At 67.9% G+C, this 24,370-nt stretch carries 24 protein-coding genes; 20 read left to right on the top strand and 4 right to left on the bottom strand.

The genetic code is table 11. The features are described from left to right. Positions 1–127: 127 nt before the first annotated feature. From rplS to Q9K23_RS02685, 4 genes are all read left to right on the top strand, one after another. The gene (gene rplS, locus Q9K23_RS02700; RefSeq protein ID WP_020790199.1) at positions 128–469 is read left to right on the top strand and encodes a 50S ribosomal protein L19; all 342 of its coding nucleotides are present in this window, start codon (positions 128–130) and stop codon (positions 467–469) included. Between the two features lie 18 nt (positions 470–487). Further along, a complete protein-coding gene (gene lepB / locus Q9K23_RS02695; RefSeq protein WP_020790207.1) occupies positions 488–1,366 on the top strand; it encodes a signal peptidase I in 879 nt (292 codons plus the stop codon). A gap of 70 nt (positions 1,367–1,436) precedes the next feature. Continuing rightward, entirely contained in the window at positions 1,437–2,156 is a 720-nt protein-coding gene (locus Q9K23_RS02690) for a ribonuclease HII (protein ID WP_053778775.1), read from the top strand. Next, positions 2,153–2,464, top strand: coding sequence for a DUF2469 domain-containing protein (locus Q9K23_RS02685; RefSeq protein ID WP_020790197.1), 312 nt, complete (start codon positions 2,153–2,155; stop codon positions 2,462–2,464). The genes Q9K23_RS02690 and Q9K23_RS02685 overlap by 4 nt, the downstream gene beginning before the upstream one ends. Positions 2,465–2,951: 487 nt before the next feature. On the opposite strand, the gene Q9K23_RS02680 is transcribed toward Q9K23_RS02685, so the two are convergent. Beyond that, on the bottom strand, positions 2,952–4,190 hold the full coding sequence (locus Q9K23_RS02680) for an amidohydrolase family protein (RefSeq protein WP_053778748.1): 1,239 nt from the start codon (positions 4,188–4,190) through the stop codon (positions 2,952–2,954). A 474-nt stretch (positions 4,191–4,664) separates the two neighbouring features. On the opposite strand from Q9K23_RS02680, the gene Q9K23_RS02675 reads away from it, so the two are divergent. The 6 genes from Q9K23_RS02675 (at position 4,665) to Q9K23_RS02650 (ending at position 10,269) form a co-directional block, all read left to right on the top strand. Further along, positions 4,665–5,066 (top strand): YraN family protein, encoded by a 402-nt coding sequence (locus Q9K23_RS02675; protein WP_053778747.1) that lies wholly within the window; start codon positions 4,665–4,667, stop codon positions 5,064–5,066. After that, a complete protein-coding gene (locus tag Q9K23_RS02670; RefSeq protein WP_053778746.1) occupies positions 5,047–6,603 on the top strand; it encodes a YifB family Mg chelatase-like AAA ATPase in 1,557 nt (518 codons plus the stop codon). Before Q9K23_RS02675 ends, Q9K23_RS02670 begins: the two co-directional genes overlap by 20 nt. Next, on the top strand, positions 6,600–7,745 hold the full coding sequence (gene dprA / locus Q9K23_RS02665) for a DNA-processing protein DprA (protein ID WP_053778745.1): 1,146 nt from the start codon (positions 6,600–6,602) through the stop codon (positions 7,743–7,745). Before Q9K23_RS02670 ends, dprA begins: the two co-directional genes overlap by 4 nt. 129 nt (positions 7,746–7,874) lie before the next feature. Then, a complete protein-coding gene (locus Q9K23_RS02660) occupies positions 7,875–8,096 on the top strand; it encodes a DUF2510 domain-containing protein (protein WP_082366134.1) in 222 nt (73 codons plus the stop codon). Positions 8,097–8,279: 183 nt separating this feature from the next. Next, complete coding sequence (locus Q9K23_RS02655; protein ID WP_020794469.1) at positions 8,280–9,143, top strand: siderophore-interacting protein; 864 nt, start codon at positions 8,280–8,282, stop codon at positions 9,141–9,143. A 79-nt stretch (positions 9,144–9,222) separates the two neighbouring features. Further along, positions 9,223–10,269, top strand: coding sequence for a tyrosine recombinase XerC (locus Q9K23_RS02650; protein WP_053778744.1), 1,047 nt, complete (start codon positions 9,223–9,225; stop codon positions 10,267–10,269). A gap of 20 nt (positions 10,270–10,289) precedes the next feature. On the opposite strand, the gene Q9K23_RS02645 is transcribed toward Q9K23_RS02650, so the two are convergent. Beyond that, on the bottom strand, positions 10,290–10,850 hold the full coding sequence (locus Q9K23_RS02645) for a M23 family metallopeptidase (RefSeq protein ID WP_261978124.1): 561 nt from the start codon (positions 10,848–10,850) through the stop codon (positions 10,290–10,292). A 338-nt stretch (positions 10,851–11,188) separates the two neighbouring features. Here Q9K23_RS02645 and rpsB point away from each other — a divergent pair, with 338 nt between their 5' ends. From rpsB to rlmN, 6 genes are all read left to right on the top strand, one after another. Beyond that, on the top strand, positions 11,189–11,995 hold the full coding sequence (gene rpsB, locus Q9K23_RS02640) for a 30S ribosomal protein S2 (RefSeq protein ID WP_053778743.1): 807 nt from the start codon (positions 11,189–11,191) through the stop codon (positions 11,993–11,995). Positions 11,996–12,090: 95 nt separating this feature from the next. Further along, entirely contained in the window at positions 12,091–12,915 is an 825-nt protein-coding gene (gene tsf / locus Q9K23_RS02635; RefSeq protein WP_053778742.1) for a translation elongation factor Ts, read from the top strand. Positions 12,916–13,092: 177 nt separating this feature from the next. Then, complete coding sequence (pyrH, locus tag Q9K23_RS02630) at positions 13,093–13,845, top strand: UMP kinase (RefSeq protein WP_053778741.1); 753 nt, start codon at positions 13,093–13,095, stop codon at positions 13,843–13,845. Between the two features lie 103 nt (positions 13,846–13,948). After that, a complete protein-coding gene (frr, locus tag Q9K23_RS02625; protein ID WP_020789960.1) occupies positions 13,949–14,506 on the top strand; it encodes a ribosome recycling factor in 558 nt (185 codons plus the stop codon). Between the two features lie 48 nt (positions 14,507–14,554). Beyond that, positions 14,555–15,412, top strand: coding sequence for a phosphatidate cytidylyltransferase (locus Q9K23_RS02620; protein WP_020789959.1), 858 nt, complete (start codon positions 14,555–14,557; stop codon positions 15,410–15,412). 74 nt (positions 15,413–15,486) lie between these two features. Further along, positions 15,487–16,599: a 23S rRNA (adenine(2503)-C(2))-methyltransferase RlmN gene (gene rlmN / locus Q9K23_RS02615; protein ID WP_053778773.1), complete on the top strand. Its 1,113-nt coding sequence runs from the start codon at positions 15,487–15,489 to the stop codon at positions 16,597–16,599. Positions 16,600–16,968: 369 nt separating this feature from the next. Here rlmN and Q9K23_RS02610 read toward each other — a convergent pair whose 3' ends face one another. Both Q9K23_RS02610 and Q9K23_RS02605 read right to left on the bottom strand, forming a co-directional pair. Continuing rightward, positions 16,969–18,573 carry a transposase gene (locus Q9K23_RS02610; RefSeq protein WP_305950382.1) on the bottom strand — a complete coding sequence of 535 codons (1,605 nt, stop codon included), beginning with the start codon at positions 18,571–18,573 and terminating at the stop codon, positions 16,969–16,971. Between the two features lie 516 nt (positions 18,574–19,089). Beyond that, complete coding sequence (locus tag Q9K23_RS02605) at positions 19,090–19,356, bottom strand: DUF2631 domain-containing protein (RefSeq protein ID WP_020792062.1); 267 nt, start codon at positions 19,354–19,356, stop codon at positions 19,090–19,092. Positions 19,357–19,540: 184 nt separating this feature from the next. On the opposite strand from Q9K23_RS02605, the gene puuE reads away from it, so the two are divergent. The 4 genes from puuE to ispG all read left to right on the top strand — a co-directional run bounded on the left by puuE (position 19,541) and on the right by ispG (position 24,338). Further along, positions 19,541–20,521, top strand: a complete 981-nt coding sequence (gene puuE / locus Q9K23_RS02600; protein ID WP_020792064.1) for an allantoinase PuuE — start codon at positions 19,541–19,543, stop codon at positions 20,519–20,521. A 60-nt stretch (positions 20,522–20,581) separates the two neighbouring features. Continuing rightward, the gene (gene dxr, locus Q9K23_RS02595) at positions 20,582–21,757 is read left to right on the top strand and encodes a 1-deoxy-D-xylulose-5-phosphate reductoisomerase (RefSeq protein WP_053776388.1); all 1,176 of its coding nucleotides are present in this window, start codon (positions 20,582–20,584) and stop codon (positions 21,755–21,757) included. Positions 21,758–21,845: 88 nt separating this feature from the next. Then, positions 21,846–23,078, top strand: coding sequence for a M50 family metallopeptidase (locus Q9K23_RS02590; protein ID WP_020792958.1), 1,233 nt, complete (start codon positions 21,846–21,848; stop codon positions 23,076–23,078). Positions 23,079–23,150: 72 nt separating this feature from the next. Then, entirely contained in the window at positions 23,151–24,338 is a 1,188-nt protein-coding gene (gene ispG / locus Q9K23_RS02585) for a flavodoxin-dependent (E)-4-hydroxy-3-methylbut-2-enyl-diphosphate synthase (RefSeq protein ID WP_020792622.1), read from the top strand. The last annotated feature ends 32 nt before the right edge of the window (positions 24,339–24,370 follow it).

Here is a 24,370-nt window from a genome sequence, read left to right as displayed (position 1 = left end):
CAGGATGACGCCATGACTCGGAGCACGAACCGGTCGAACCCCAGATGTGCTGGTCAGGTCTTCCTGGCCGGTGTCGACGGGCCGCCAGGTTCCTCTGTTCACGCCAAGCCAGAATAGGACCAGACACATGAACACCCTGGACTCTCTCGACAAGCAGTCGCTGCGCGACGACATCCCCGCCTTCGGCCCCGGCGACACCCTTGACGTCCACGTCAAGGTCATCGAGGGCTCCAAGGAGCGCGTTCAGGTCTTCAAGGGCGTCGTGATCCGTCGCCAGGGCGGTGGCGTCCGCGAGACCTTCACCGTCCGCAAGGTGTCCTTCGGCGTCGGCGTGGAGCGCACCTTCCCGGTGCACAGCCCGAACATCGCCAAGGTCGACGTGCTGACCCGCGGCGACGTGCGTCGCGCCAAGCTGTACTACCTGCGCGATCTGCGCGGCAAGGCTGCCAAGATCAAGGAAAAGCGCTGACGCGTCTACTCTGACGACGTGGCTGACACCAACCGGTCAGGCGACGACCGCAGAGACGATCACCGTTCCGACGACGAGGTCGGCTCCGCCGAGGAGCCGACCTCGCGTCCGTGGCGGACCAAAGACGACAAGCCCAAGGGTGGCAGGAGTTCACTGCTGCGCGAGACGATCATCATCGTCGCGTGTGTGCTGCTGATCAGCTGGATTCTGCAGACCTTCATCGGGCGCCAGTACGTCATCCCCTCCGAGTCGATGGAACCGACGCTGATCGGATGCGACGGCTGCACCAACGACCGCATCGTGGTGGACAAGCTGAGCTACCGCTTCGGTGACCCGTCGCCGGGTGACGTGGTGGTGTTCAAGGTGCCCGACTCGTGGGGCGGCCCGTGGGTCTCGCCGCGATCGAGCAACACCGTCGTGCACGGTCTGCAGGACGGCATGTCCTGGTTCGGGTTCGCCCCGCCGGACGAGAACGACTACGTCAAGCGGATCATCGCCGTCGGCGGTCAGACGATCGAGTGCAACAACGACCAGAACGTCGGCGTCACGGTGGACGGCAAGCCGTTGCACGAGCCGTACGTCGACATGGCGCTGCAGCGGCAGAACCTGGCGGAGAACCTCATCGCCGACGCCGACGCGGTGAACGCCGAAGGTCAGCTCACGCCGTGTCTGGGCAAGAGCTTCGGGCCGATCAAGGTACCCGAGGGTCATGCCTTCATGATGGGCGACAACCGCACCCGCTCGTCGGACTCGCGGTATCACATCGTCACCGACAGCAACGGCGTGATCACCGATGACGGCACCGTGCCGATCGACAACATCCGCGGCAAGACGCGATTCGTCATCTACCCCTTCTCCCGGATGGGTGGTGTCGCCTCGATCGATCCCCAGCAATGACATGGATGATCGTGACGCAGAACTGGTTCCGGCCGGACACAGCCGACCGGCAGAGGATGGGAGGCCGACCATGAGTCGTTGGCCACCACGCCTGCCGGTACGCCGGGCCGCAGGCCTGCGCACCTACGAGTTCACCTTGCACCGCAGCGGTCTGGGGCCGGTGGCCGGCGTCGACGAGGCCGGCCGTGGAGCCTGTGCCGGACCGTTGGTGGTGGCCGCCTGTGTGCTCAAACCGACGCAACTGGCCTCGCTCGCCGAGCTCGACGACTCCAAGAAGCTCACCGAGGCGGCCCGCGAGAAGCTGTATCGGTCGGTGACCCGGTACGCCGAATCGTGGTCGGCGGTGGTGATCGGTGCGGACGAGATCGACCGCATCGGCATCCACGTCGCCAACATCGAGGGCATGCGGCGCGCCGTCGCCGGTCTCGACCTGACCCCCGGTTACGTGCTGTCCGACGGATTCGCGGTACCCGGCCTCACCGTGCCCTCCCTGCCGGTGATCGGCGGCGACGGTGCGGCGGCCTGCATCGCCGCGGCCAGCATCATCGCCAAGGTGACCCGCGACCGGATCATGGTCGCGATGGATGCCGAGGTGCCGGGCTACGAGTTCGCCGTCCACAAGGGCTACAGCACGGCCCTGCACATGTCCTGCCTCGACGAGCACGGCCCGTCGGTGCAGCACCGCATGTCCTACCGAAACGTGGCTGCCCGGGTGCGTCCCGGGCAGCCCTCCACCCAGGGTGGCACCGCCACCAGCAGCAACAACACCCGCGATAGGCTTACAGGATGAGCGCTGAGGATCTCGAGAAGTACGAAACCGAGATGGAGTTGTCCTTGTACCGCGAGTACAAGGACATCGTCGGCCAGTTCAAATACGTGGTCGAGACCGAGCGCCGCTTCTACCTTGCGAACGCGGTGGAGATGATCCCCCGCAACTCCGACGGCGAGGTGTACTTCGAGCTGCGGATGAGTGACGCCTGGGTGTGGGACATGTACCGTCCGGCACGCTTCGTCAAGCAGGTCCGGGTGCTGACGTTCAAGGACGTCAACATCGAGGAACTCGAGAAGCCAGAACTCCGACTCCCCGACGAACCCTGAAGGGGTTAGTCCCTCGGGAGTGACACCTCATCGGGCGTCCGGCATTGCGCCGGGCGCCCGAATTCGTTGGTGGGCCGGGATTTCGGTGGAGTGGCCGGGTGATCTCGCGTGCCGAGGGGTGTTCGTTCGGTGGTTGGGCTGGGGTGTTCTTGCGTGCCGAGGGGTGTTCGTCCGGTGGTTGGTCGGGGGTGATCCTGCGTGGCGAGGGGCGTTCGTCCGGTGGTTGGACTCGGGTGTTCTTGCGTGCCGATTGGCGTTCGTTCGGTGGTTGGGCTCGGGTGTTTTTGCGGTCCGATGGGTGTTCGTCCGGTGGTTGAGCCGACGAGGAGCGAAGCGACGAGGCGTGTCGAAACCTCCGCCGCCCGAGGCCGGTACGCGACCACCACCCGCTTGCGGTCACCTGCGCGCGACCCACACAGAACAATCGAGGTCCCCTCCCATCCGGGAGGGGACCTCGATGTCGGTCCGACCGTGTCAGCTCAGCGGGTCAGAGAGCGTAGGCGCCGCGGTTGCTGGCGGTCTTGCCCTCCTTGAGGACGAGCAGGATGTTGTCGTGGTCGGCGAGCGAATCGATGTCGGCCAGCGGATCACCCTTGACGACGACGACGTCGGCCAGCTTGCCGGCCTCCAGCGTGCCCAGCTTGTCGGCGACGTCGCAGAGCTCGGCCGAGGTGCGGGTGCCGGCGACGATCGCCTGCATCGGCGTCATGCCGCCGAACTTCACCAGGCAGCCGAGCTCGCCCAGGGTGGCGCCGTGATCGGGGACCAGGCCGGCGTCGGTACCGACGGCGACCTTGATGCCGGCGGCGACCGAGGCGGCGATGGACTCGTGGGCCAGCGCATGCCACTTGGTGCTCTTGGCGACGGCCTGCGGGGTCGCGGTGTCGGGCTTGAGGGTCTCGATGAGGGTCGGCACCAGGAACTGGCCGCGGTCGACCATCTCCGAGCGCAGCTCGTCGGTGAGGGCGTAGCCGTGCTCGACGCTGTGCGCGCCACCCTGGACGGCCGCCTGGATGCCGGCGAGGCCGATCGCGTGGGCGGCGACCTTGCGGCCACCGTAGTTGTCGGCCTCCTCGACCAGTGCGGCGACGATCTCGGTGCGCGCGCCCAGCCAGTCGGGATCATCGCTCGGGGAGGTCACGCCACCGCTGGAGGCGACCTTGATGACGTCGACGCCCTCGCGCAGGAGCTTGCGGACCTCGCGGCGCGCATCGTCGACGGTGTCGACGATCAGGCCGCCGACCAGTCCGGTGCCGTCGATGCCGGAGGGGATGTGGAAGTCGGCGTGGCCGCCGGTCTGGCTGAACATCTTGTCGGCCACCAGGAGTCGGGGTCCGGCCACGAGTCCGTGGGCGACCGCGTCGCGCACGCCGACGTCGACACCCATGAGGTCACGGACGGTGGTGACACCGGCGCCGATGGTGGTCTTGAGCCGGTCGATGAGCTCGAAGTAGCGGTAGGACGGCGGCACCATCGCCGACATGATCGGGGAGCCCTTGGTGCCGGGCAGCGACAGGTGGACGTGGCAGTCGAAGAAGCCCGGGCAGATCGTGTTGCCACCGACGTCGACGGTCACCACCTTGGCGGGGTCCTCGGGTTGCGGCGCCCCGGCCGCAGATCCGGCGTAGGTGATCTTGCCGTCGTCGATCACCAGGACCGCGTCCGCAACCGGGTCGGCGCCGGTTCCGTCGATCAGCCGTGCATTCTGCAGGATGGTTGTCGTCATGAGCTGGTTATACCGTGTGCATCGGCTCCGGGCACCGATGTACACGCCGGGGCCATCGGCCCTGTGTGGACGCCGAATCCGGTGTGCCGGCGCGGAGGAACACGGGACGTTCGGCGAACTGCGACGTCGCTCGCGTGTCCGATTGTCCGGTGGGCCGGATCGCAGGTTCCGGTCCGGACCGGCGTCCTCGCGCACACGTATGCACCTTGTCGCATTATTCGCGTATTCGCGGCACAGAATTGTCCATTACCCATAGTTGCAGCAAATTGTTTCGCACGGGTTCGGTGCTGGTGATCGAGTCATCGAGGTGCCGGTGTCCGGTGTCCGGACCAGGGGTCGCGGTCGCACCGACAACCGAGGGCACAGCGTGCTCGGATGTGTGCGGTTGTGCACAGATCGGGATGTGTCCCCAGATCTCGTGGTGATCGCCGGTGGGATCGGTCGGATGTCGCGGATGTCGGTGATTCTTGCTGCATGACAGCGGAATCAGTGGGGGACCGGCCCAATCGGCGGGCGGAGGTGGGGCGGTTGGGTGAGGATCTGGCCGCCGAGTTCGTGACGCGGTTGGGGTGGACGATCGTGGAACGGAACTGGCGCAACAAGTTCGGGGAGCTGGATCTGATCGCCGCGGATGGGCGTCGGCTGGTGGTGGTGGAGGTCAAGACGCGGGCGTCTCGGGTGTTCGCCGACCCGGTGGCCGCGGTGACGCGGGACAAGCTGCGGCGGATGCGGCGATTGACCGGGATGTGGTTGGCGCAGCAGGAGATGCACTGGCCGCAGATCCGTCTCGACGTCATCTCGATCCAACTCGATCCGGCGTATCCGCTCGATCGTGAACGGGCCCAGGTGCGGCACCATGTCAACATCGTGGAGTGAGCTCGAGGAGCCGACGGCCCGCGCGCCGCTCGGCCGGACGTTCTCGGTGGGGCTCAACGCCTTCGAGGCCAAGGTGATCGAGGTGCAGGCGCATGTGGGGCAGGGGCTGCCGGCGGTGATCATCGGCGGAACCGTCGATTCGGCGTTACGTGAGGGCCGTGAACGGGTGCGGGCGGCGATCGTCAACTCGGGCTTCTCGTTTCCCGACGGGAAGGTCACCATCAATCTGGCGCCGGCGGAGTTGCCGAAACGCGGTTCGGCGCATGACTTGTCGTTGGCGGTCGCGATCCTGGTGGCCACCGAGCAGGTGACCTCGGTGCGGTTGTCGTCGACGGTGTTGCTGGGGGAGCTGGCACTCGATGGCAGTCTGCGTCCGGTGCGGGGCATCCTGCCCGCGGTGATCGCCGCGCGTGCAGCGGGTTTCCGCCGTGTGGTGGTGCCGATCTCGATGGTCGCCGAGGCCACCCTGATCGACGACATCGAGATCGGCGGTGCGCACACGCTCAAAGAAGTGGTGGCGTGGTCGGAGGGCAAGACCGTCCTGGACACCGTCGACGGTGAGTCGTCGGCGCCGGAACCGCGGATGGTGCCGGACATGGCCGATGTCATCGGGCAGACCGAGGCGCGGCATGCCCTCGAGATCGCCGCGGCCGGCGCCCATCACGTGCTGATGACCGGGCCACCCGGGATCGGCAAGACCATGCTCGCGCGGCGGTTGCCGGGAATCCTGCCGCCGCTCGACCGCGAGGAATCCCTGGAGGTGACCGCGGTGCACTCGATCGCCGGGATCCTCTCGCCGGGTTCGCCGCTCGTGGCCGATCCGCCGTTCATCGACCCACATCACTCGGCGTCGACGACGGCGCTGCTCGGCGGGGGAACCGGGATGGCGCGGCCGGGTGCGGTGTCGCTGGCCCATCGCGGCGTCCTGTTCATCGACGAATGCGCCGAGATGGGCGGCAAGGTTCTCGACTCGTTGCGACAGCCTCTCGAAGAGGGCGTGGTCAAGGTGCCGCGGCGCGACGGCGTGGCCGAGTACCCCGCCCGCTTCCAGCTGATCCTGGCCGCGAATCCCTGCTCGTGCGCACCCGCCCGGGACACCGCGTGCATGTGCTCGTCGGTCGAACGCCGCCGCTACCTGGGCAAACTGTCGGGTCCGCTGATGGATCGGGTGGACATCCGGGTGCGGATGGATCCGCCCGGCAATGCGACGCTGACCACGGCGAGCGGCGAGTCGAGTGCCGCGATCCGGGTACGGGTCACCGGCGCCCGTGACGCCGCGGTGGAACGGTGGCGCGAGTTCGGCTGGCGCACCAACGCCGAGGCGCGTGGCGCCGACCTCAAACGGCACTTCCCCCTGCCACCCACGGTGACCCGGCCGCTGGAGCTGAGCATGCGAGAAGGTCGTCTGACCGCTCGTGGTGCCGATCGCGCGGTGCGGGTGGCCTGGACCATCGCCGACCTGGAAGGGCGCGGGACTCCCACCGAAACCGATGTGGCACAAGCACTCCTGTATCGCGATCGCGGAGGCCTGCGATGACCGGCCCGGTGCCGTCGGCCGCCGACGAGCGTGAGGCACGGGCCTGGGCCTACCTCGCCGCGGTCGCCGAGCCGCCGTGCGGGCCGGTCCGCGACCTGGTGGCCGAACTCGGCCCGGTCGAGGCGGCCCGCGCGATCCGGGCACGATCGGTGCCCGACGGGCACACCGGCGTGCTCGAGCCGACGGCGGCTCGCGCCGGAACCGACATGACGATGGCCCACCTCGAACGCGCGCACGGTGTCGGCGCCCGCCTGATCACCCCCGACGACGACGAATGGCCGGCGTGGTCGCTGCTCCCGCTGGGGCAGGCGACCACCGCGGCCAGAGCCGGCGAACCCCTCGCACTGTGGGTCCGTGGACCGGGGCGCCTCGACACGGCGGCGGCAGCGGTGGCGATGGTGGGCGCCCGGGCGTCGACGTCGTATGGCGATCACGTGGCCGGTGACCTCACCGGCGATCTGGTCACCGAATCCTGGACGGTCATCTCCGGGGCGGCCTTCGGTATCGACGCCGCCGCACATCGGGCGGCCCTCGCCGGACGCGGGGAGACGGTGGCCGTGCTGGCGTGCGGGATCGACCGGGACTATCCGGCCGCCCATTCGACGCTGCTCACCGACATCGCCCGGACCGGGCTGGTGATCACCGAGTACCCGCCGGGCACAACCGCGGCCAAACACCGGTTCCTCGCCCGGAACCGCCTGGTCGCCGCGCTGTCGTCGGCGGTGGTCGTGGTGGAGGCGGGCCGACGCTCCGGTGCGCTGAACACCGCGGCGTGGGCGCGTCGGCTCGATCGTCCGCTGGGTGCGGTGCCCGGGCCGATCAACTCCGCGACGTCGGTGGGGTGTCACGCGATGATCGCCGACGGTGATGCGGTTCTCATCCGCGATGCCGACGACATCGTCCGCCTGGTCCACCCGGACGGTGGCGGGGTGCCGGCGCCGGGACGCCAACGCTCCACCGATGGCCTCACCGACGACCAGTTGCAGGTGGTCGAGGCACTCCCGTCCCGCGGTGCGCTCGGCATCGACGAGATCGTGTTCGTGTCGGGGCGGCCGGTGTCGGTGGTGCGCACGGCCTTGGCCGTACTCGATCTGAAAGGTCTGGTCGAGCAGGACGATCAGGGATGGCGACTCGTGCGGTGAGCCCATCCGGGTCGCACGCCGCACGCCCGTCGGGGCGAGGTGATCGGGCGAGGTGCCCCCGGCGGCGTGCCCCCCGACCGCGTGTCCGGACGCCGGGGTCGTGCCGGGGGAGGTGGTAGGAATGCCGCCATGGGAGCTGTGAGTTGGTGGCATTGGCTGATCCTGCTGGTCGTGATCGCGGTGATCGCGGCCGTCGTCAGTGGCATCGTCCTGGTCGTCAGGTCGGCGTCGGCGGCACAGCGAACCCAGGCCGGTCCGCCCCCGGGCTGGTATCCCGACCCCGGCAACCCCGCGCGGAGTCGGTACTGGGATGGCATGTGGTGGACCGGACACGAGTCCAGCGGTCCCTGATGTCCCGTGTTCGCTTGAGGTCTCGTATTCGACTGATACGCAGTGGATTTCGTTCTTCTGGCGGCGGCCTCGCCGACCGTGTCGAACGGGCGCCGTGGTAGGCATGGGTGGGCGACGTGACCGAACTCACTGCTTAGGTAGACCTAATTCGGGGCGTAGCGTGGATGCGAACAAGGAGGTTCCATGGCCAAACGCGTGAACACCATGACCGTGCTGCGCCGCGAGCAGCTCACCGCACACATGGTGCGGCTCGTCCTCGGCGGCGACGGCTTCGACGGATTCGCCCCCGCCGTCGGTGCCGACGGACTCGGCGAGACCGACATGTACGTCAAGTTCATCTTCATGCCCGGTGGTGCCGGCGTGCCCGCCGACTTCGACCCGCGGGCGTCGCGGTCGCTGCCGGCCGAGCAGCAACCGATCCTGCGGACCTACACCATCCGCAAGGTCGACGCCGACCACCGCGAGATCTGGGTCGACTTCGTCGTCCACGGCGACGAAGGGGTCGCCGGACCGTGGGCGGCCTCGGTCGAACCCGGCACGGAGGTGTCGTTCCTCGGACCGGGCAGCGGCTACCATCCCCGCCCCGATGCGCCTTGGCATCTGCTGGCCGGCGACGAGTCGGCCCTGCCCGCCATCACCGCGGCCCTCGAGGCGCTCCCGGCCGATGCCCGAGCACAGGTGTTCATCGAGGTCGCCGGACCCGAGGACGAGATCACGCTGACCGCCCCGGCCGGTGCCGAGATCACCTGGGTGCATCGCGGTGGACCGGCAGGCGAGGTCGACGCCGACCATGCGGGCGACAACGCCCCGCTGATCGACGCCGTGCGGGGCGCCTTCTGGCTCGACGGTGAACCCCAGGTGTTCATCCACGGCGAGGCGCAGGCGGTGATGCACAACCTGCGCGCCTACGTCCGCAAGGAACGCGGGGTGAGCGCGGCCAACGCCTCGATCTCCGGCTACTGGCGGCGTGGCCGCTCCGAAGAGGGCTTCCGTACCTGGAAGGCCGAGCTGCGCGCGTCGGAGGAGGCCGCCGGGGCGAGCGTGTGACCCCACCCGCGGGTACCGATCCGGCAACGGGTCCGCGTGGGGGTTTGCGCTCACCCACGCGGACCGGTGAGGTCAGGGGATGACCGACGACGTCGCAGGTGCAGACGGCCCGGGGAACACAGGCGGCCCGGGGAACGCCGACGCCCGGCACACCACCACCGGGAAGGGCTCGGTGATCGCCGACTTCGCCGAGCACCTGCGGTTCGAGCGTGGACTCAGCGCACACACCATCCGCGCCTACACCGGTGACGTCCGTGGCCTCGTCTCGTTCGCCGGAGCGCGCGGCATCGCCGTCACCGCGATCGACCTCGACCTCCTGCGCGCCTGGCTCGCCGACCACACCCGTCGCGGTGCGGCGCGGACCACCGTGGCCCGGCAGGTCTCCTCGGCGAAGACCTTCTGCGCCTGGGCGGCCCGGGAGGGCATCCTCGGCACCGACCCGTCGACCCGATTGCAGGCGCCCAAGGCTCATCGCACACTGCCGGCGGTCCTGACCGCCGAGCAGGCCGACGCCGCCATCGCCGCCGCGGGCCGCAACCGGCACGTCCCCGACACCGGGGGAGACACCGACGGGGCTCCGGATGCCGACGGCACCCCGGAAACCGGAGACCAGCCCGCCGACCCGATCGCCCTGCGTGACCGCGCGATCCTCGAACTGCTCTATGGGACCGGAATCCGTGTCGGTGAACTGTGCGGACTCGACCTCGACGACGTCGACACCGACCGTCGGGTTCTCCGGGTGATCGGCAAGGGCAACAAGCAGCGCTCGGTGCCGTTCGGGATCCCGGCCGCCGACGCCCTCGACCGATGGCTGGCGGGCGGTCGGCCCGAATTGACCGGACCCCGATCCGGCGACGCCCTGCTCCTCGGTGCCAAGGGCGGCCGCCTCGACCAGCGCGTCGCCCGCACGGTGGTGACCACCGCCGTCGCGGCGGCCGGCGGCCCGGACATGGGGCCGCACGGACTACGCCACAGCGCCGCGACCCACCTCCTCGAAGGTGGCGCCGACCTGCGCGTCGTGCAGGAACTGCTCGGCCATTCGTCGCTGGCGACGACGCAGATCTACACCCATGTCAGCGTCGAACGGCTGCGTGCGGTGCACCGGCAGGCCCACCCGCGCGCCTGACCGCCGCGGTGGCGCCCGGTTCACGGCGGGGCCCGGCCGAACCCGGATTCCCCGGCTGCCGATCCGCCGACCGGTTTCAGTCGTACCGGCACCGCACCCAGTAGCCCCAGCGGATCGAGATAGGTGGCCGTGCGGCCCGCGCCGCGGCGGGCACCCCAGTGCAGGCATGCCGCCGCCACACACCTCTCGTGCCCGCCGACGACGGTGCCGATCACCTGGCCGCGTCGCACCCGCAGTCCTTTGCGTACCTCCGCGCGCACCGGCTCATAGGTGGTGATCACACCGTCGGGGTGCTCGACGGAGATCGTCGGCTTCCCGGCGACGGTCCCGGCGAACCGCACCACGCCGTCGCCGGCGGCCAGCACCGACGCTCCGGCCGGGGCGGCCAGGTCGATCCCGCGGTGACCGGCCTGCCACCGTGGGGTCGGGGCGTCGAATCCCCGGACCACCGTCGGCTTCGGTGGCAGGGGAGCGACGTAGGCGCCCCGCGATGGTGCAGTCGGCGGTCGGGCCGCGACCAGCGCCGGTACCGCCAGCAACAGCGACGCCACCAGCGCGACCTCGGTCAGCGCGGCCACCAGACGTCGCCACTGCCGGCCTGGTCCGCGGGACCGTGGGGAGCGGGATCGCCGGGACACGACATCGGGGGCATGTATCGGGTTCATGCTGGATTAGACGCAGCGCGACCCCGGTCGGCTCCGACGGATTTTGGATCCCGGTCACGCCCGGGCGTATGGTTGACGGGCACTTCGTCTACGGGCGGAGTGACTTCGCGCGCCCACAACTCGGGTCGTGGCGGCTCACGCCCCCGACCTGCTCCGCGCGGGCGGTCCCGATCACGGTCGGGTTCCGTGCGAGCCGTGGGCGCCAGGATCGGTACCGCCGGTACCGATGTCAACTGCACACAAAGGATGGATTCATGGCTGTTGTGACCATGAAGCAGCTGCTCGACAGCGGCGCACACTTCGGGCATCAGACCCGCCGTTGGAACCCGAAGATGAAGCGATTCATCTTCACCGACCGCAACGGCATCTACATCATCGACTTGCAGCAGACGCTGACCTACATCGACAAGGCGTACGAGTTCGTCAAGGAGACCGTCGCCCACGGTGGCACCGTCCTCTTCGTCGGTACCAAGAAGCAGGCCCAGGAGTCCATCGCGGCCGAGGCCACCCGTGTCGGTATGCCGTACGTCAACCAGCGCTGGCTCGGTGGCATGCTCACCAACTTCCAGACCGTCCACAAGCGCCTTCAGCGGATGAAGGAGCTCGAGACCATGGAGCAGACCGGTGGCTTCGAGGGTCGCACCAAGAAAGAGATCTTGATGCTGACTCGCGAGAAGAACAAGCTGGAGCGCACCCTCGGTGGTATCCGGGATATGGCCAAGGTGCCGTCTGCAATTTGGGTTGTGGACACCAACAAGGAGCACATTGCTGTCGGTGAGGCACGCAAGCTCAACATCCCGGTCATCGCCATCCTCGACACCAACTGCGATCCCGATCTCGTCGACTACCCGATCCCGGGCAACGACGACGCGATCCGTAGCGCTGCTCTGCTGACCCGCGTGGTCGCGTCGGCCGTCGCCGAGGGTGTCCAGGCACGCGCCGGCCAGTCCTCGGACGACGCCAAGCCGGAGGCCGGCAGCGGTGAGCCGCTCGCCGAGTGGGAGCAGGAACTGCTGACCCAGGCCGCCGCACCCGCCGAGGGTGGCACCCCGGCATCCTGACCCGTACGGGTCCACGTCGTAGGCCTCCGGCCCGGTCTGTCCGGGCCGGAGGCCGACAGACATCCCAATACTCTCTCTAAGGAGGCTCGCCGACGATGGCGAACTACACCGCAGCCGATGTGAAGCGTCTCCGCGAACTCACTGGCTCTGGAATGCTGGACTGCAAGAAGGCGCTGGAGAACAACGACGGCGACTTCGACAAGGCCGTCGAGGAACTGCGCATCAAGGGTGCCAAGGACGTGGGTAAGCGCGCCGAGCGCTCCACCGCCGAGGGCCTGGTCGCCGCCAAGGGCGGCGTGATGATCGAGCTCAACTCCGAGACCGACTTCGTCGCCAAGAACGCCGAGTTCCAGGAACTCGCCGACAAGGTGCTCGACGCCGCCCTGGTCGCCAAGACCAGTGACGTCGAGGTGCTCAAGGCCGCTGCGCTCGGTGAGGGCACCGTCGCCGACGCCGTGCAGGGCCTCAGCGCCAAGATCGGCGAGAAGCTCGAGCTGCGTCGCGTCGTGTTCTACGACGGCCCGGTCGCCGTGTACCTGCACAAGCGCGCCTCCGATCTGCCGCCGGCCGTCGGCGTGCTGGTGTCCTACACCGGTGAGGGCGACGCCGCCGCCGAGGCCGCGCGCAACGCCGCACAGCAGGTCGCCGCACTCAAGGCCCGCTACGCCAGCCGCGACGAGGTCCCCGCCGACGTCGTCGAGAACGAGCGTCGCATCGCCGAGGAGACCGCCAAGGCCGAGGGTAAGCCCGAGCAGGCCCTGCCGAAGATCGTCGAAGGCCGTCTGACCGGCTTCTACAAGGACGTCGTGCTGGTCGACCAGCCCTTCGTCAAGGAGTCCAAGAAGACCGTCAAGAACATCCTCGACGAGGCGGGCGCCACCGTGGTGGCCTTCACCCGCTTCGAGGTCGGCCAGTCCTGACCGGTCCGGTGTGCCCCCGGCGCACCACCTGACGAAACGACGACCCCGTGTCCCCGTATCCATGGGGGACACGGGGTCGTCGCGTCGGGGCCCTAAGATGATTTCTGCAAGACCGGCTCGCATCCGCCCGGCGCGGACGCGGGGCGGCGTACACAGTCGGCGGCGGTGAGGAAGTTGATGAGCGAGTCCCCGGAATCCCAGCACTCGGAGAATGCAGCACGGACCGGATACAAGCGGGTCCTGCTGAAGCTCGGCGGCGAGATGTTCGGCGGTGGTGAGGTCGGACTCGATCCCGATGTCGTGGCGACGGTCGCCGACCAGATCGCCGAGGTCGTCGGATCCGGCGCGCAGGTGGCCGTGGTGATCGGCGGCGGAAACTTCTTCCGCGGCGCCGAACTGCAGCAGCGCGGCCTCGACCGGTCCCGTTCGGACTACATGGGCATGCTCGGCACCGTCATGAACTGCCTTGCGCTGCAAGACTTCCTGGAGAAGCGTGGCGTCACCACCCGCGTGCAGACCGCCATCACCATGGGTCAGGTCGCCGAGCCCTACCTGCCGCTGCGCGCACAGCGTCACCTGGAGAAGGGCCGTGTGGTGATCTTCGGTGCCGGCATGGGTATGCCGTACTTCTCCACCGACACCACCGCCGCCCAGCGTGCCCTCGAGATCAAGGCCGAGGTGGTGCTGATGGCCAAGGCCGTCGACGGGGTCTACAGCGACGACCCGCGCACCAACCCCGATGCCGTGCTCTACCGCGAGATCAGCCATCGCGAGGCTCTCGAGAAGCAGCTGAAGGTGGCCGACGCGACCGCGTTCAGCCTCTGCATGGACAACAAGATGCCGATGCTGGTGTTCAATCTCCTCGAGCAGGGCAACATCGCCCGCGCGGTGTCCGGCGAGCGGATCGGGACCCTGGTGTCGACCACCTAGACCCCTCACTGCCACCACCGCCGCCCACCACCGACGACACCCGCAGGACGGGGACGCCACCATCCGGTGACATCCCTGCCCGAGATACCGAACAGGAATCACGATGATCGACGAAACGCTGCTCGACGCCGAGGAGAAGATGGAGAAGGCCGTGAGCGTCGCCAAGGACGACATGGGCTCCATCCGTACCGGGCGCGCCAATCCCGCGATGTTCAACCGAATCCAGATCGAGTACTACGGCTCGCTGACCCCGGTCACCCAGGTCGCCTCCATCACCACCCCGGAGCCGCGCCTGGTAGTGATCAAGCCCTATGAGGCCTCCACCCTGCGTGACATCGAGACCGCGATCCGCAACTCCGACCTGGGCGTCAACCCGACCAACGACGGCTCGCTGATCCGCGTGTCGATCCCGCAGCTCACCGAGGACCGCCGCAAGGAGCTCGTCAAGCAGGCCAAGGGCAAGGGCGAGGACGCCAAGGTGTCCATCCGCAACGTCCGGCGCAAGGCGCTCGACGAGCTCAAGCGCATCCAGAAGGACGGCGAGGCCGGCGAGGACGAGGTGGTGCGCGCCGAGAAGGATCTCGACAAGACCACCGCCACCTACGTCGCCCAGATCGACGAGCTGGTCAAGCACAAGGAGTCCGAGCTGCTCGAGGTGTGATCACACACCCTCGGCACCCTTCGGACTCAGACAGGCGGAAACCAGACGATGGACAAGGCGTCGGCAAAGGAGCCGGAGTCACCACGAAAATCCCGCGCGGGGCGTGATCTACCCGCAGCGATCGGGGTGGGTGTGGCACTGGGTGCCACGATCATCCTGATCCTGCTGTTCGCACCCAGGCTCTGGTACGTCGTCGTCGCCCTGGCGTTCGCCACCGCCACCTGGGAGGTCACCAAACGCCTCCGGGGCGGCGGCTACGACGTCGCGCTCTGGCCGCTGATCATCGGCGGCCAGGCGATGATCTGGAGCAGCTGGCCGTGGGGGACCACCGGCATCCTGGTGGCCTTCGTCGGGACCATCCTGGTGATCATGGTGTGGAAGCTGCTCGCCCAGGGCATCTCCCACGCCCCGCAGAACTATCTGCGCAACCTCGCCGCATCGGTGTTCGTGGCGGCGTGGTTGCCGCTGCTGGCGTCCTTCGGCGTCCTGATGGTCAACCAGGACCACGGTGCAGCACGCGTGGCGACCCTGATGATCGTGGTGGTCTGCTCCGATGTCGGCGGATATGCCGCCGGAGTGCTGTTCGGCAAGCATCCGATGGCCCCGGCGATCAGCCCCAAGAAGTCGTGGGAGGGTCTGGTCGGGTCGCTGCTGGTGGGCACCACCGGTGCGGTGTGCTCGGTGATCTTCCTGCTCGACAACCGCTGGTGGGTGGGCTTGGTCCTCGGGCCGGTCCTGGTGATCTGCGCGACCCTCGGTGACCTGGTGGAATCGCAGGTCAAGCGGGACCTGGGGATCAAGGACATGGGCACCCTGCTGCCCGGGCACGGCGGGATCATGGATCGCCTGGACTCGTTGCTGCCGTCGGCGTTCATCGTGTGGGCGGTACTCACCGCGCTGCTCTGACGTGGTGACCGGTGTGGGAGCCCGCTCCTGGCGGTGACCACGACCACCCTCGGTGACGTGCGACAATGGAACCCATGACTTCACTGCCCCTCGTCTTCGACGCTCCTCGTCGGGGGCGTCCGCCGACGCATTTCGCCGATCTCGATCAGGCGGCGCGGGTTGCGGCCCTCGGGGAACTGGGTCTGCCGAAGTTCCGCGCCGACCAGCTCGCCCGCCAGTATTACAGCCGCCTCAACGGCGACGTCGAGGAGATGACCGACCTGCCGGCCGGTGCCCGGGCCAAGGTCGGCGAGGCGCTGTTCCCCAAACTGCTCGCGCCGGTGCGGCACGTCTCCTGCGACGACGGCAGCACCCGCAAGACGCTGTGGCGACTGCACGACGGGACGCTGCTCGAGAGCGTGCTGATGCGCTACACCGACCGCAACACGCTGTGCATCTCCAGCCAGGCAGGCTGCGGTATGGCATGCCCGTTCTGCGCGACCGGCCAGGGCGGTCTCGACCGCAACCTGTCGACCGGTGAGATCGTCGACCAGGTGCGCTCCGCGGCCCGGGCCCTGCGCGACGGCGAGTTCGGTCCCGAGGGCCGTCTGTCGAACATCGTCTTCATGGGCATGGGTGAGCCGCTGGCCAACTACAAGCGCGTGGTGTCGGCGGTGCGGCAGATCACCTCACCCGCACCCGAGGGGCTCGGTATCTCCGCGCGTTCGGTGACGGTCTCCACCGTCGGGCTGGCGCCGTCGATCCGACGACTCGCCGACGAAGGGCTGGCGGTGACGCTGGCCGTGTCGCTGCACACCCCCGACGACGAACTGCGCGACACCCTCGTCCCGGTGAACAACCGGTGGTCGGTGTCGGAGGTGCTCGACGCCGCCCGCTACTACGCCGACACCACCGGACGCCGCGTCTCCATCGAGTACGCGCTGATCCGCGACGTCAACGATCAGCCGTGGCGTGCCGACATGCTGGGGCAGAAGCTCCACAAGGCCCTCGGCTCGCGGGTCCACGTCAACCTCATCCCGCTCAACCCGACGCCGGGATCGGAATGGGACGCCAGTCCCAAACCCGTAGAGCGCGAGTTCGTTCGCCGGGTGCAGGCGCAGGGCGTCTCGTGCACCGTCCGCGACACCCGTGGGCAGGAGATCGCCGCGGCCTGCGGCCAGCTCGCCGCAGAAGAGACCGCGGGCTGAGGTCTGCCGCTGCCCACGTCGACCGGCCTACAACCCCTTGGTGATTGAGCCGGGACCGAGGCCGAAAGTGTCGGTGACCCACTCCGAGGTGGTCGCCTTGTGCGGTCGGCCGGCGGAGGTTTCGACACGTCTCGTCGCTCCGCTCCTCGTCGGCTCAACCAGCGTTGCCACCTGCTGGTTGGGTCGAGATGTACCTTGGCGATGGTCGCGAACGACGTCGGTTCAACCAGCGACAACCCCCTTGGTGATTGAGCCGGGACCGAGCCGGAAGGGGGGCTGTTCCAAAATGGACTTCGGGTACCGCTCCATTTGCGGCCGCCGACGACCACCGGCCGGCGGCACCAGTGAGGGGTGCCCCCACGGTGCCGGTCAAGCAGCAGTGGGAACCAGACGACCTGCCCCCAAAGCCTTGAACAGGTTCTGAGTCAACGCGTGGAACGTGAATTCCGCTGTCGCACGGCGTTGTCCACGACTGGTGAATCGACGGAAACCCAGATTGTGTTTGGCATGCCCGAACGGTGTCTCAGCAATATGACTCCGTTGCCGGTACAGCGCGGAACCCTCAACCGTGGCCAACCGGTGAGCCATCTGTTCAACCGGGGTGGCATCCGACGGTGGTGGACCAACAGTTGGCTGGTCACGGGCGGTGCGATTGAGCTCGCGTGACTTTCCCGTCGCGATCAGCCGGTCAGGACCCCCAGCAGTCAACGCTTCCTCGGACAGATACCCGGCATCGGCAAGAATGACACCAATACCGTTGGCGTCGGCCCCTTCTGGTCGTGCCGCATCGATCACCTGGGCAGCCGCAACGGCCCGTTTACTCATACCGACGAACATCGCACCATCAGACGGATTGTTGGAAACCTCGACCGCGATGATCACACCATCCGAACTCGTCACGGCCTGACAGTTGTAACCCTGAATCCACCCACCCCCACGCATCGGCATCGACCGCGACTGCGGGTCGGTCATATTACGTTGCGGCCCATCCAATTTGGCGCCAGTGTCGGATGCTGCAGCGGCGACGGCCTGCTCGGCACGTGTGATCGCCGCATCGAGTCGGGCACGGGCTTGTACGACCGTCACGGCTTCATCGATCGGTTTCGGCGGACGTCCTACCCGGCCTTGATACCAGCGGTCGATCCGTTCCTGCTGGATCGTTGCGACCCGCGCATACGAGCTCTCCCGCACGCGAACCTCGGAGCGGGCCCGTTCAATCGGATCTACTGCGGGTTTAGGCATCTGGGCGAGGGCATCAGCGATCCGTTGTGCCCGGATGCTGGGTTCGGCCAACTCGGCCGGTAGTTGGTCACCAGAACCACTGTCACCGTCTGTGGTGTCTTCGTCGGCATCGGTGTCTGCGTGTTCGGCGGCGGCGCGGGCGGCTTCGGCGGCCAGTGCTTTACGCAGGCCGGCTTCGGTGCGGTTGGCTCCCAGCGAGGCGTTCGAGGCGATCTTGACGCCGTCGAGGGCCACCACCCCCAACTCGACCATCCCGACCCGTGCACACAACATCAAGACCTGGGTGAACAGGTCCTCGACCACCTCGGCGCACTCGGCGCGGAACCTTGAGATCGTCACGTGGTCGGGGACGTCACCAGCACAAATGATGCGGTAGGTGATATCGCGGTGACACAACCGTTCCAGTTTCCGGGAGGATCGTTGGCCTTGGGCCCATCCCCAGATCAGCAACGTCAACAACATGTCGGGGTGATAACCGGCCCGGCCCACACCACCGACGGATCGGCGGGCATGCAGTTTCTTGGTATCGAGTCCGGCGACCGCATCGATGACCAGCCACACCGGATCGTCAGCGGGTAACCATTCCCGCATGCTCGGCGGCAACAGATACTGTTGATCCCGGTCGACTGGTCGATATCCCTTGGCCACCAACCCATTATCGTCTACAACACCCCAAGAATGGGTGTGCGACAGGCGCCAAAACCGGGCCACCCCATTTTGCAACAGCCCCAAGGGCGAGGACCCGTGTCGAAATCCGGTGTGATGAGAGTGTCGGTGACCCTCTCGGAGGTGGTCGCCTTGTGTGGTTGGCCGGTGGAGGTTTCGACACGTCTCGTCGCTCCGCTCCTCGTCGGCTCAACCAGCGTTGCCACCTGCTGGTTGGGTCGAGATGTACCTTGGCGATGGTCGCGAACGACGTCGGTTCAACCAGCGACAACCCCCTTGGTGATTGAGCCGGGACCGAGCCGGAAGGGCGAGGACCCGTGTCGAGATCCGGTGTGATGAGAGTGTCGGTGACCCTCTCGGAGGTGGTCGCCTTGTGAGGTTGGCCGGTGGAGGTTTCGACACGTCTCGTCGCTCCGCTCCTCGTCGGCTCAACCGGCGTTGCCACCTGCTGATTGAGTCGAGATGTACCTTGGCGATGGTCGCGAACGACGTTGGTTCAGTTCAACCAGCGTTGCCACCTGCACGAACAACAGAGCCCGACCGGAACATGTCCGGTCGGGCTCTGTGATCAAGATCTGGTGGCTATTTCCACTGCTTCTTGGCGAACATCCCGCGGAGGATGAACGCGGCCACGATGAGGGCCGAAGCGATCAGCCAGATGTCCTCGACATGGCCCACGTGATTGCCGACCAGCATGCAGAGCAGGATCACGACGGAGATCCAGCCGGCAACGTAGAAGTTGCGGGTCGCCACACCGTGCCATCCGAAACGCGCCGACGGGGCGTCGGCGGGCTCATGCCGCCAACCGGTGTCGATGTCGTCGCTGTGCTCGACGTCGGTGCTTGCCACGGTGACTCCTCACTGCGCTGACGCCAGAGTTCTCTGACGGTCGGTAGTAGTTCTGCGAGAAGCATAGCCGTACCCCGCCGACGGTGGTGCACTCCCCACACCGAAGTCCCCCGAGTCGTGCTCTCTGCGGGGCCGCCCCGATGCCCATCCGGCCGACTCGGCCGATCGGTGTAAGAATTCGCCCATGCATCCGCCCACGAGAACGCTCGCCGACTACCGCTCCGAGAACTACCCCCGCGACATGATCGGCTACGGTGCCCAGCCGCCGGACCCGCAGTGGCCGGGCGGCGCGAAGATCGCCGTGCAGTTCGTCCTCAACTACGAGGAGGGCAGTGAGAACAACGTTCTCGAGAACGACCGGGGCAGTGAGACATTCCTCTCGGAGATGATCGGGGCACAGTCGTTCCCGAACCGCCACATGAGCATGGAGTCGCTCTACGAGTACGGCTCCCGCGCCGGGGTGTGGCGCATCCTGCGGACCTTCGAACGTCGCGGACTGCCGTTGACGATCTTCGCCGTCGCCCAGGCCATGGCCCGCAATCCGGAGGCCGCCGCGGCATTCGTCGAACGCGGCGACGAGATCGCCTGCCACGGATACCGGTGGCTGAGCTACCAGATGGTCGATTCCCATGTCGAGCGCGAGCACATGCGCGCAGGCATGGAAATGCTCACCGAGATCACCGGCCGGCGGCCCCTGGGCTGGTACACCGGTCGTGATTCACCCAACACCCGCGAGCTCGTCGTCGAATACGGCGGATTCGTCTACGACTCCGACAGCTACGCCGACGACCTCCCGTACTGGGTGAAGGTCCCGCGTACCGCCGACGGTGTGACCGGTGACGTCGATCACCTCGTCGTGCCCTACACCCTCGACACCAACGACATGCGGTTCTCCTCGCCGGGCGGATTCCCGTCCGGGGAGCAGTACTTCGCGCACCTGCGGGACGCCTTCGACGTGCTCTATCGCGAAGGCACGGAGGGATCACCCAAGATGCTGTCGGTGGGTCTGCACTGCCGGCTCGTCGGACGACCCGCGCGGTTGGCGGCGCTGGAGCGCTTCCTCGACCACATCCAATCCCACGACGACGTGTGGATCTCCCGGCGGATCGACATCGCCGAACACTGGCGCACCGTGCACCCCGCACCCGGGGGTGTCACCGGCTAGACCCCGGTGCCCCGAGCGTGACCACACCGGGGCCGTGATCACATCGGGCCGTGCGCGACAATGGTGCACGTGACGACGCGTGTGCTGATTCTCGGTTCCACCGGCTCGATCGGGGTACAGGCCCTCGAGGTGATCTCCGAACACCCTGAGTTGTTCTCGGTGGCCGGTCTGGGCGCCGGCGGCGGCAACACCGACCGCCTCGCCGCCCAGGCCGCCGCCTTCGGCATCCCCGCCGAACGCGTGGCCGTCGCCGATCCCGCGGCCGCCGACACGGTGTCGGCGCAGCTCGGTGGCACCGTCCTGAGCGGCCCCGAGGCGATGGTCCGGCTGATCGAGACCGTCGAGGCCGACGTCGTGCTCAATGCCGTCGTCGGGTCGATCGGTCTGGGACCGAGCCTGGCCACCCTCGCCTCCGGGGCGCGGCTGGCGCTGGCGAACAAGGAATCGCTGGTCGCGGGCGGCGCCCTGGTCCTGAAGGCGGCGGCACCGGGCCAGATCGTGCCGGTGGACTCCGAGCACTCGGCGATCGCCCAGTGTCTGCGCGGCGGGACCGCCGACGAGGTCGACCGCCTGGTGCTGACCGCATCCGGTGGCCCGTTCCGCGGGTGGAGTGCCGACCGGCTCGTCGACGTCACCCCCGAACAGGCCGGCAAGCATCCGACCTGGTCGATGGGGCCGATGATCACCCTCAACTCGGCGACCCTGGTCAACAAGGCACTCGAGGTGATCGAGGCGCACCTGCTGTTCGGCGTGCCCTACGACCGGATCGACGTCACCGTGCATCCGCAGTCGATCGTCCACTCGATGGTCACCTTCATCGACGGTGCGACCATCGCCAAGGCCTCACCGCCGTCGATGAAATTGCCGATCGCCCTGGCCCTCGGCTGGCCGCATCGGGTGCCCGGATCGTCGCAGGCCTGCGACTTCTCCACGGCGTCGGCGTGGACCTTCGAACCCGTCGACGACGAGGTGTTCCCGGCGATCGACCTCGCCCGCCGCGCCGGCACCACCGGCGGCAGCCTCACCGCGGTGTTCAACGCGGCCAACGAGGCCGCCGCCGAGGGATTCTTCGCCGGTGCCATCACCTTCCCGCGGATCGTGGAGATCATCGGCGAGGTACTCGACGACGCAGATCAATGGCAGGCCACGCCCGGTACTGTGGAGGAGGTCCTCGCCGCCGATGCCTGGGCGCGCACCCGCGCCGCGCACCTGGTGGCGATGACGCGCCGGGCCTGAGTCGGCGTCCGGGCCGCGTTCCGGCCTTCCCCGGAGGCAACCCGGCAGCACGCCCGGACAGCAACGAAGAGACGAGAGAGTACGAGTAGTGGTTTTCGCGATCGGCGTCGTGTTGTTCGCCCTGGGGCTGCTCGCCTCGATCGCCTGGCACGAGTGCGGGCACATGTGGGCGGCGCAGGCCACCGGGATGAAGGTGCGCCGATACTTCGTCGGCTTCGGGCCCACCCTGTGGTCGACCCGTCGCGGTGAGACCGAGTACGGCGTCAAGGCACTGCCGTTCGGCGGATTCTGCGACATCGCCGGGATGACCCCGCACGAACAGCTCACCGCAGACGAGCAGAGCCGGGCGATGTTCCGGCAGAAGCCGTGGAAACGTCTCGTCGTGCTGTTCGCCGGTCCGGCCCAGAACTTCATTCTCGGCTTCGTGCTGATCGTCGTCGCCGGACTCGTGTGGGGACTGCCCGATCTGTCACCGGCACCGGTCGGGACCACCCTGACCAAGATCTCCTGCGTCCCGTCGACCATCACCGTCGACGCCGACGGCAACCAGACCGAGTCGGGCTGCACCGGCACCGGCCCGGCCGGCGCGGCCGGACTGCAGCCCGGGGACAAGATCGTCGCGATCGACGGCAATCCCGTCGACCAGGCATCGCAGCTGTCACCCCGGATTCGGGAATCGAGCGGGCCGATCACCCTGACCGTCGATCGCGCGGGCACCGAGTTCACCACCACGATGACCCCGCAGCCGCTCACGGTGACCACCACCGACAGCAAGGGCACCACGTCCACCCAGACCATCAACCGGGTCGGGATCGTCTTCGACGCCCCGCCGACCTGGAAGACCTACAACGCGCTGACCATCTGGCCGGGCGCGGCGGTGTTCACCGGCGAACTCGCCCACCAGACCTGGAATGCGCTGCTGTCGATGCCGACCAAGGTGCACAACCTGTGGATCGCGGTCACCGGCGGAGAACGCGACCCCGACACCCCGGTCAGCGTCTACGGTGCGACCGTGCTCGGTGGTCAGGCCGCCGAACGCGGCCTGTGGGAGACCTTCTTCCTGCTGCTGATCAGCATCAACTTCTTCCTCGGTCTGTTCAACCTGATCCCGCTACTACCCTTGGACGGTGGCCATATGGCCATCGTCGGATACGAGAAGGGACGCGACACGTTTCGCCGGTGGTTCGGACGTGCACCCGGCGGTCCGGTCGACTACTACAAACTGCTGCCGCTGACCTACGCGGTCGTCGTGGTGATGGCCGGATTCATGGTGCTCACCTTGACCGCCGACATCGTCAACCCGATCACCTTCCCGAATTGACGTCGCCACCCGCCCGGCCCAGCCCCCACACCCACAGCCCACACCCACAGATCCATCCGCAGGGAGATTGAGATGTCCGCCTCTGACCCGGCCACTGCGACCCCGATCGGCCTCGGCCTGCCGACGGCCCCGCCGCTGGTGCTCGCCCCGCGCCGCAAGACCCGCCAGATCCAGGTGGGATCGGTGGGGGTCGGCAGCGACCACCCCATCTCGGTGCAGTCGATGACCACCACCAAGACCCACGACATCAACGCCACCCTCCAGCAGATCGCAGCGCTCACCGCGTCGGGCTGTGACATCGTCCGTGTCGCCTGCCCGCGGCAGGAGGATGCCGAGGCGCTGCCGGTGATCGCGAAGAAGTCGAAGATCCCGGTGATCGCCGACATCCACTTCCAGCCGAAGTACATCTTCGCCGCGATCGACGCCGGCTGCGCCGCGGTGCGCGTGAACCCCGGCAACATCAAGGAGTTCGACGGCCGCGTCAAGGAGGTCGCCAAGGCCGCCGGTGATGCGGGCATCCCCATCCGGATCGGGGTCAACGCCGGCTCGCTGGACAAGCGGATCATGCAGAAGTACGGCAAGGCCACCCCGGAGGCGCTCGTCGAGTCGGCGCTGTGGGAGGCCGGACTGTTCGAGGAACACGGCTTCGGCGACATCAAGATCTCGGTCAAGCACAACGACCCGGTCGTGATGGTGGAGGCCTACCGCCAGCTCGCCGCACAGTGCGACTACCCGCTGCACCTCGGTGTCACCGAGGCCGGGCCGGCGTTCCAAGGCACCATCAAGTCCGCGGTCGCCTTCGGTGCGCTGCTCAGTCAGGGCATCGGCGACACGATCCGGGTGTCGCTGTCGGCGCCGCCCGCCGAGGAGGTCAAGGTCGGCGATCAGATCCTGCAGTCGCTGAATCTGCGGCCCCGCAAGCTCGAGATCGTCTCCTGCCCGTCGTGTGGTCGTGCACAGGTCGACGTCTACAAGCTCGCCGACGCGGTGTCGGCCGGCCTCGAGGGCATGGAGGTGCCGCTGCGCGTGGCGGTGATGGGCTGCGTCGTCAACGGACCGGGTGAGGCCCGCGAAGCCGACCTCGGTGTGGCATCGGGAAACGGCAAGGGACAGATCTTCGTCAAGGGCGAGGTGATCAAGACCGTGCCGGAAGCGCAGATCGTGGAGACATTGATCGAGGAAGCGCTGCGAATCGCGGAAGAGTCGGGGGAGACTGGAGAAGGCGCGCCCGCTGGGCCGCCGGTGGTGACCGTTTCATAGCGCATCGGAGCCCCCCGAGATCGGGGCAGACG

It is taken from the genome of Gordonia sp. NB41Y (assembly GCF_030718915.1).
In the GTDB taxonomy this organism is placed as follows: domain Bacteria; phylum Actinomycetota; class Actinomycetes; order Mycobacteriales; family Mycobacteriaceae; genus Gordonia; species Gordonia desulfuricans.
The sequence above is the reverse complement of the archived record's forward strand: the minus strand, read 5'-3'. Positions and strand labels throughout refer to the sequence as shown.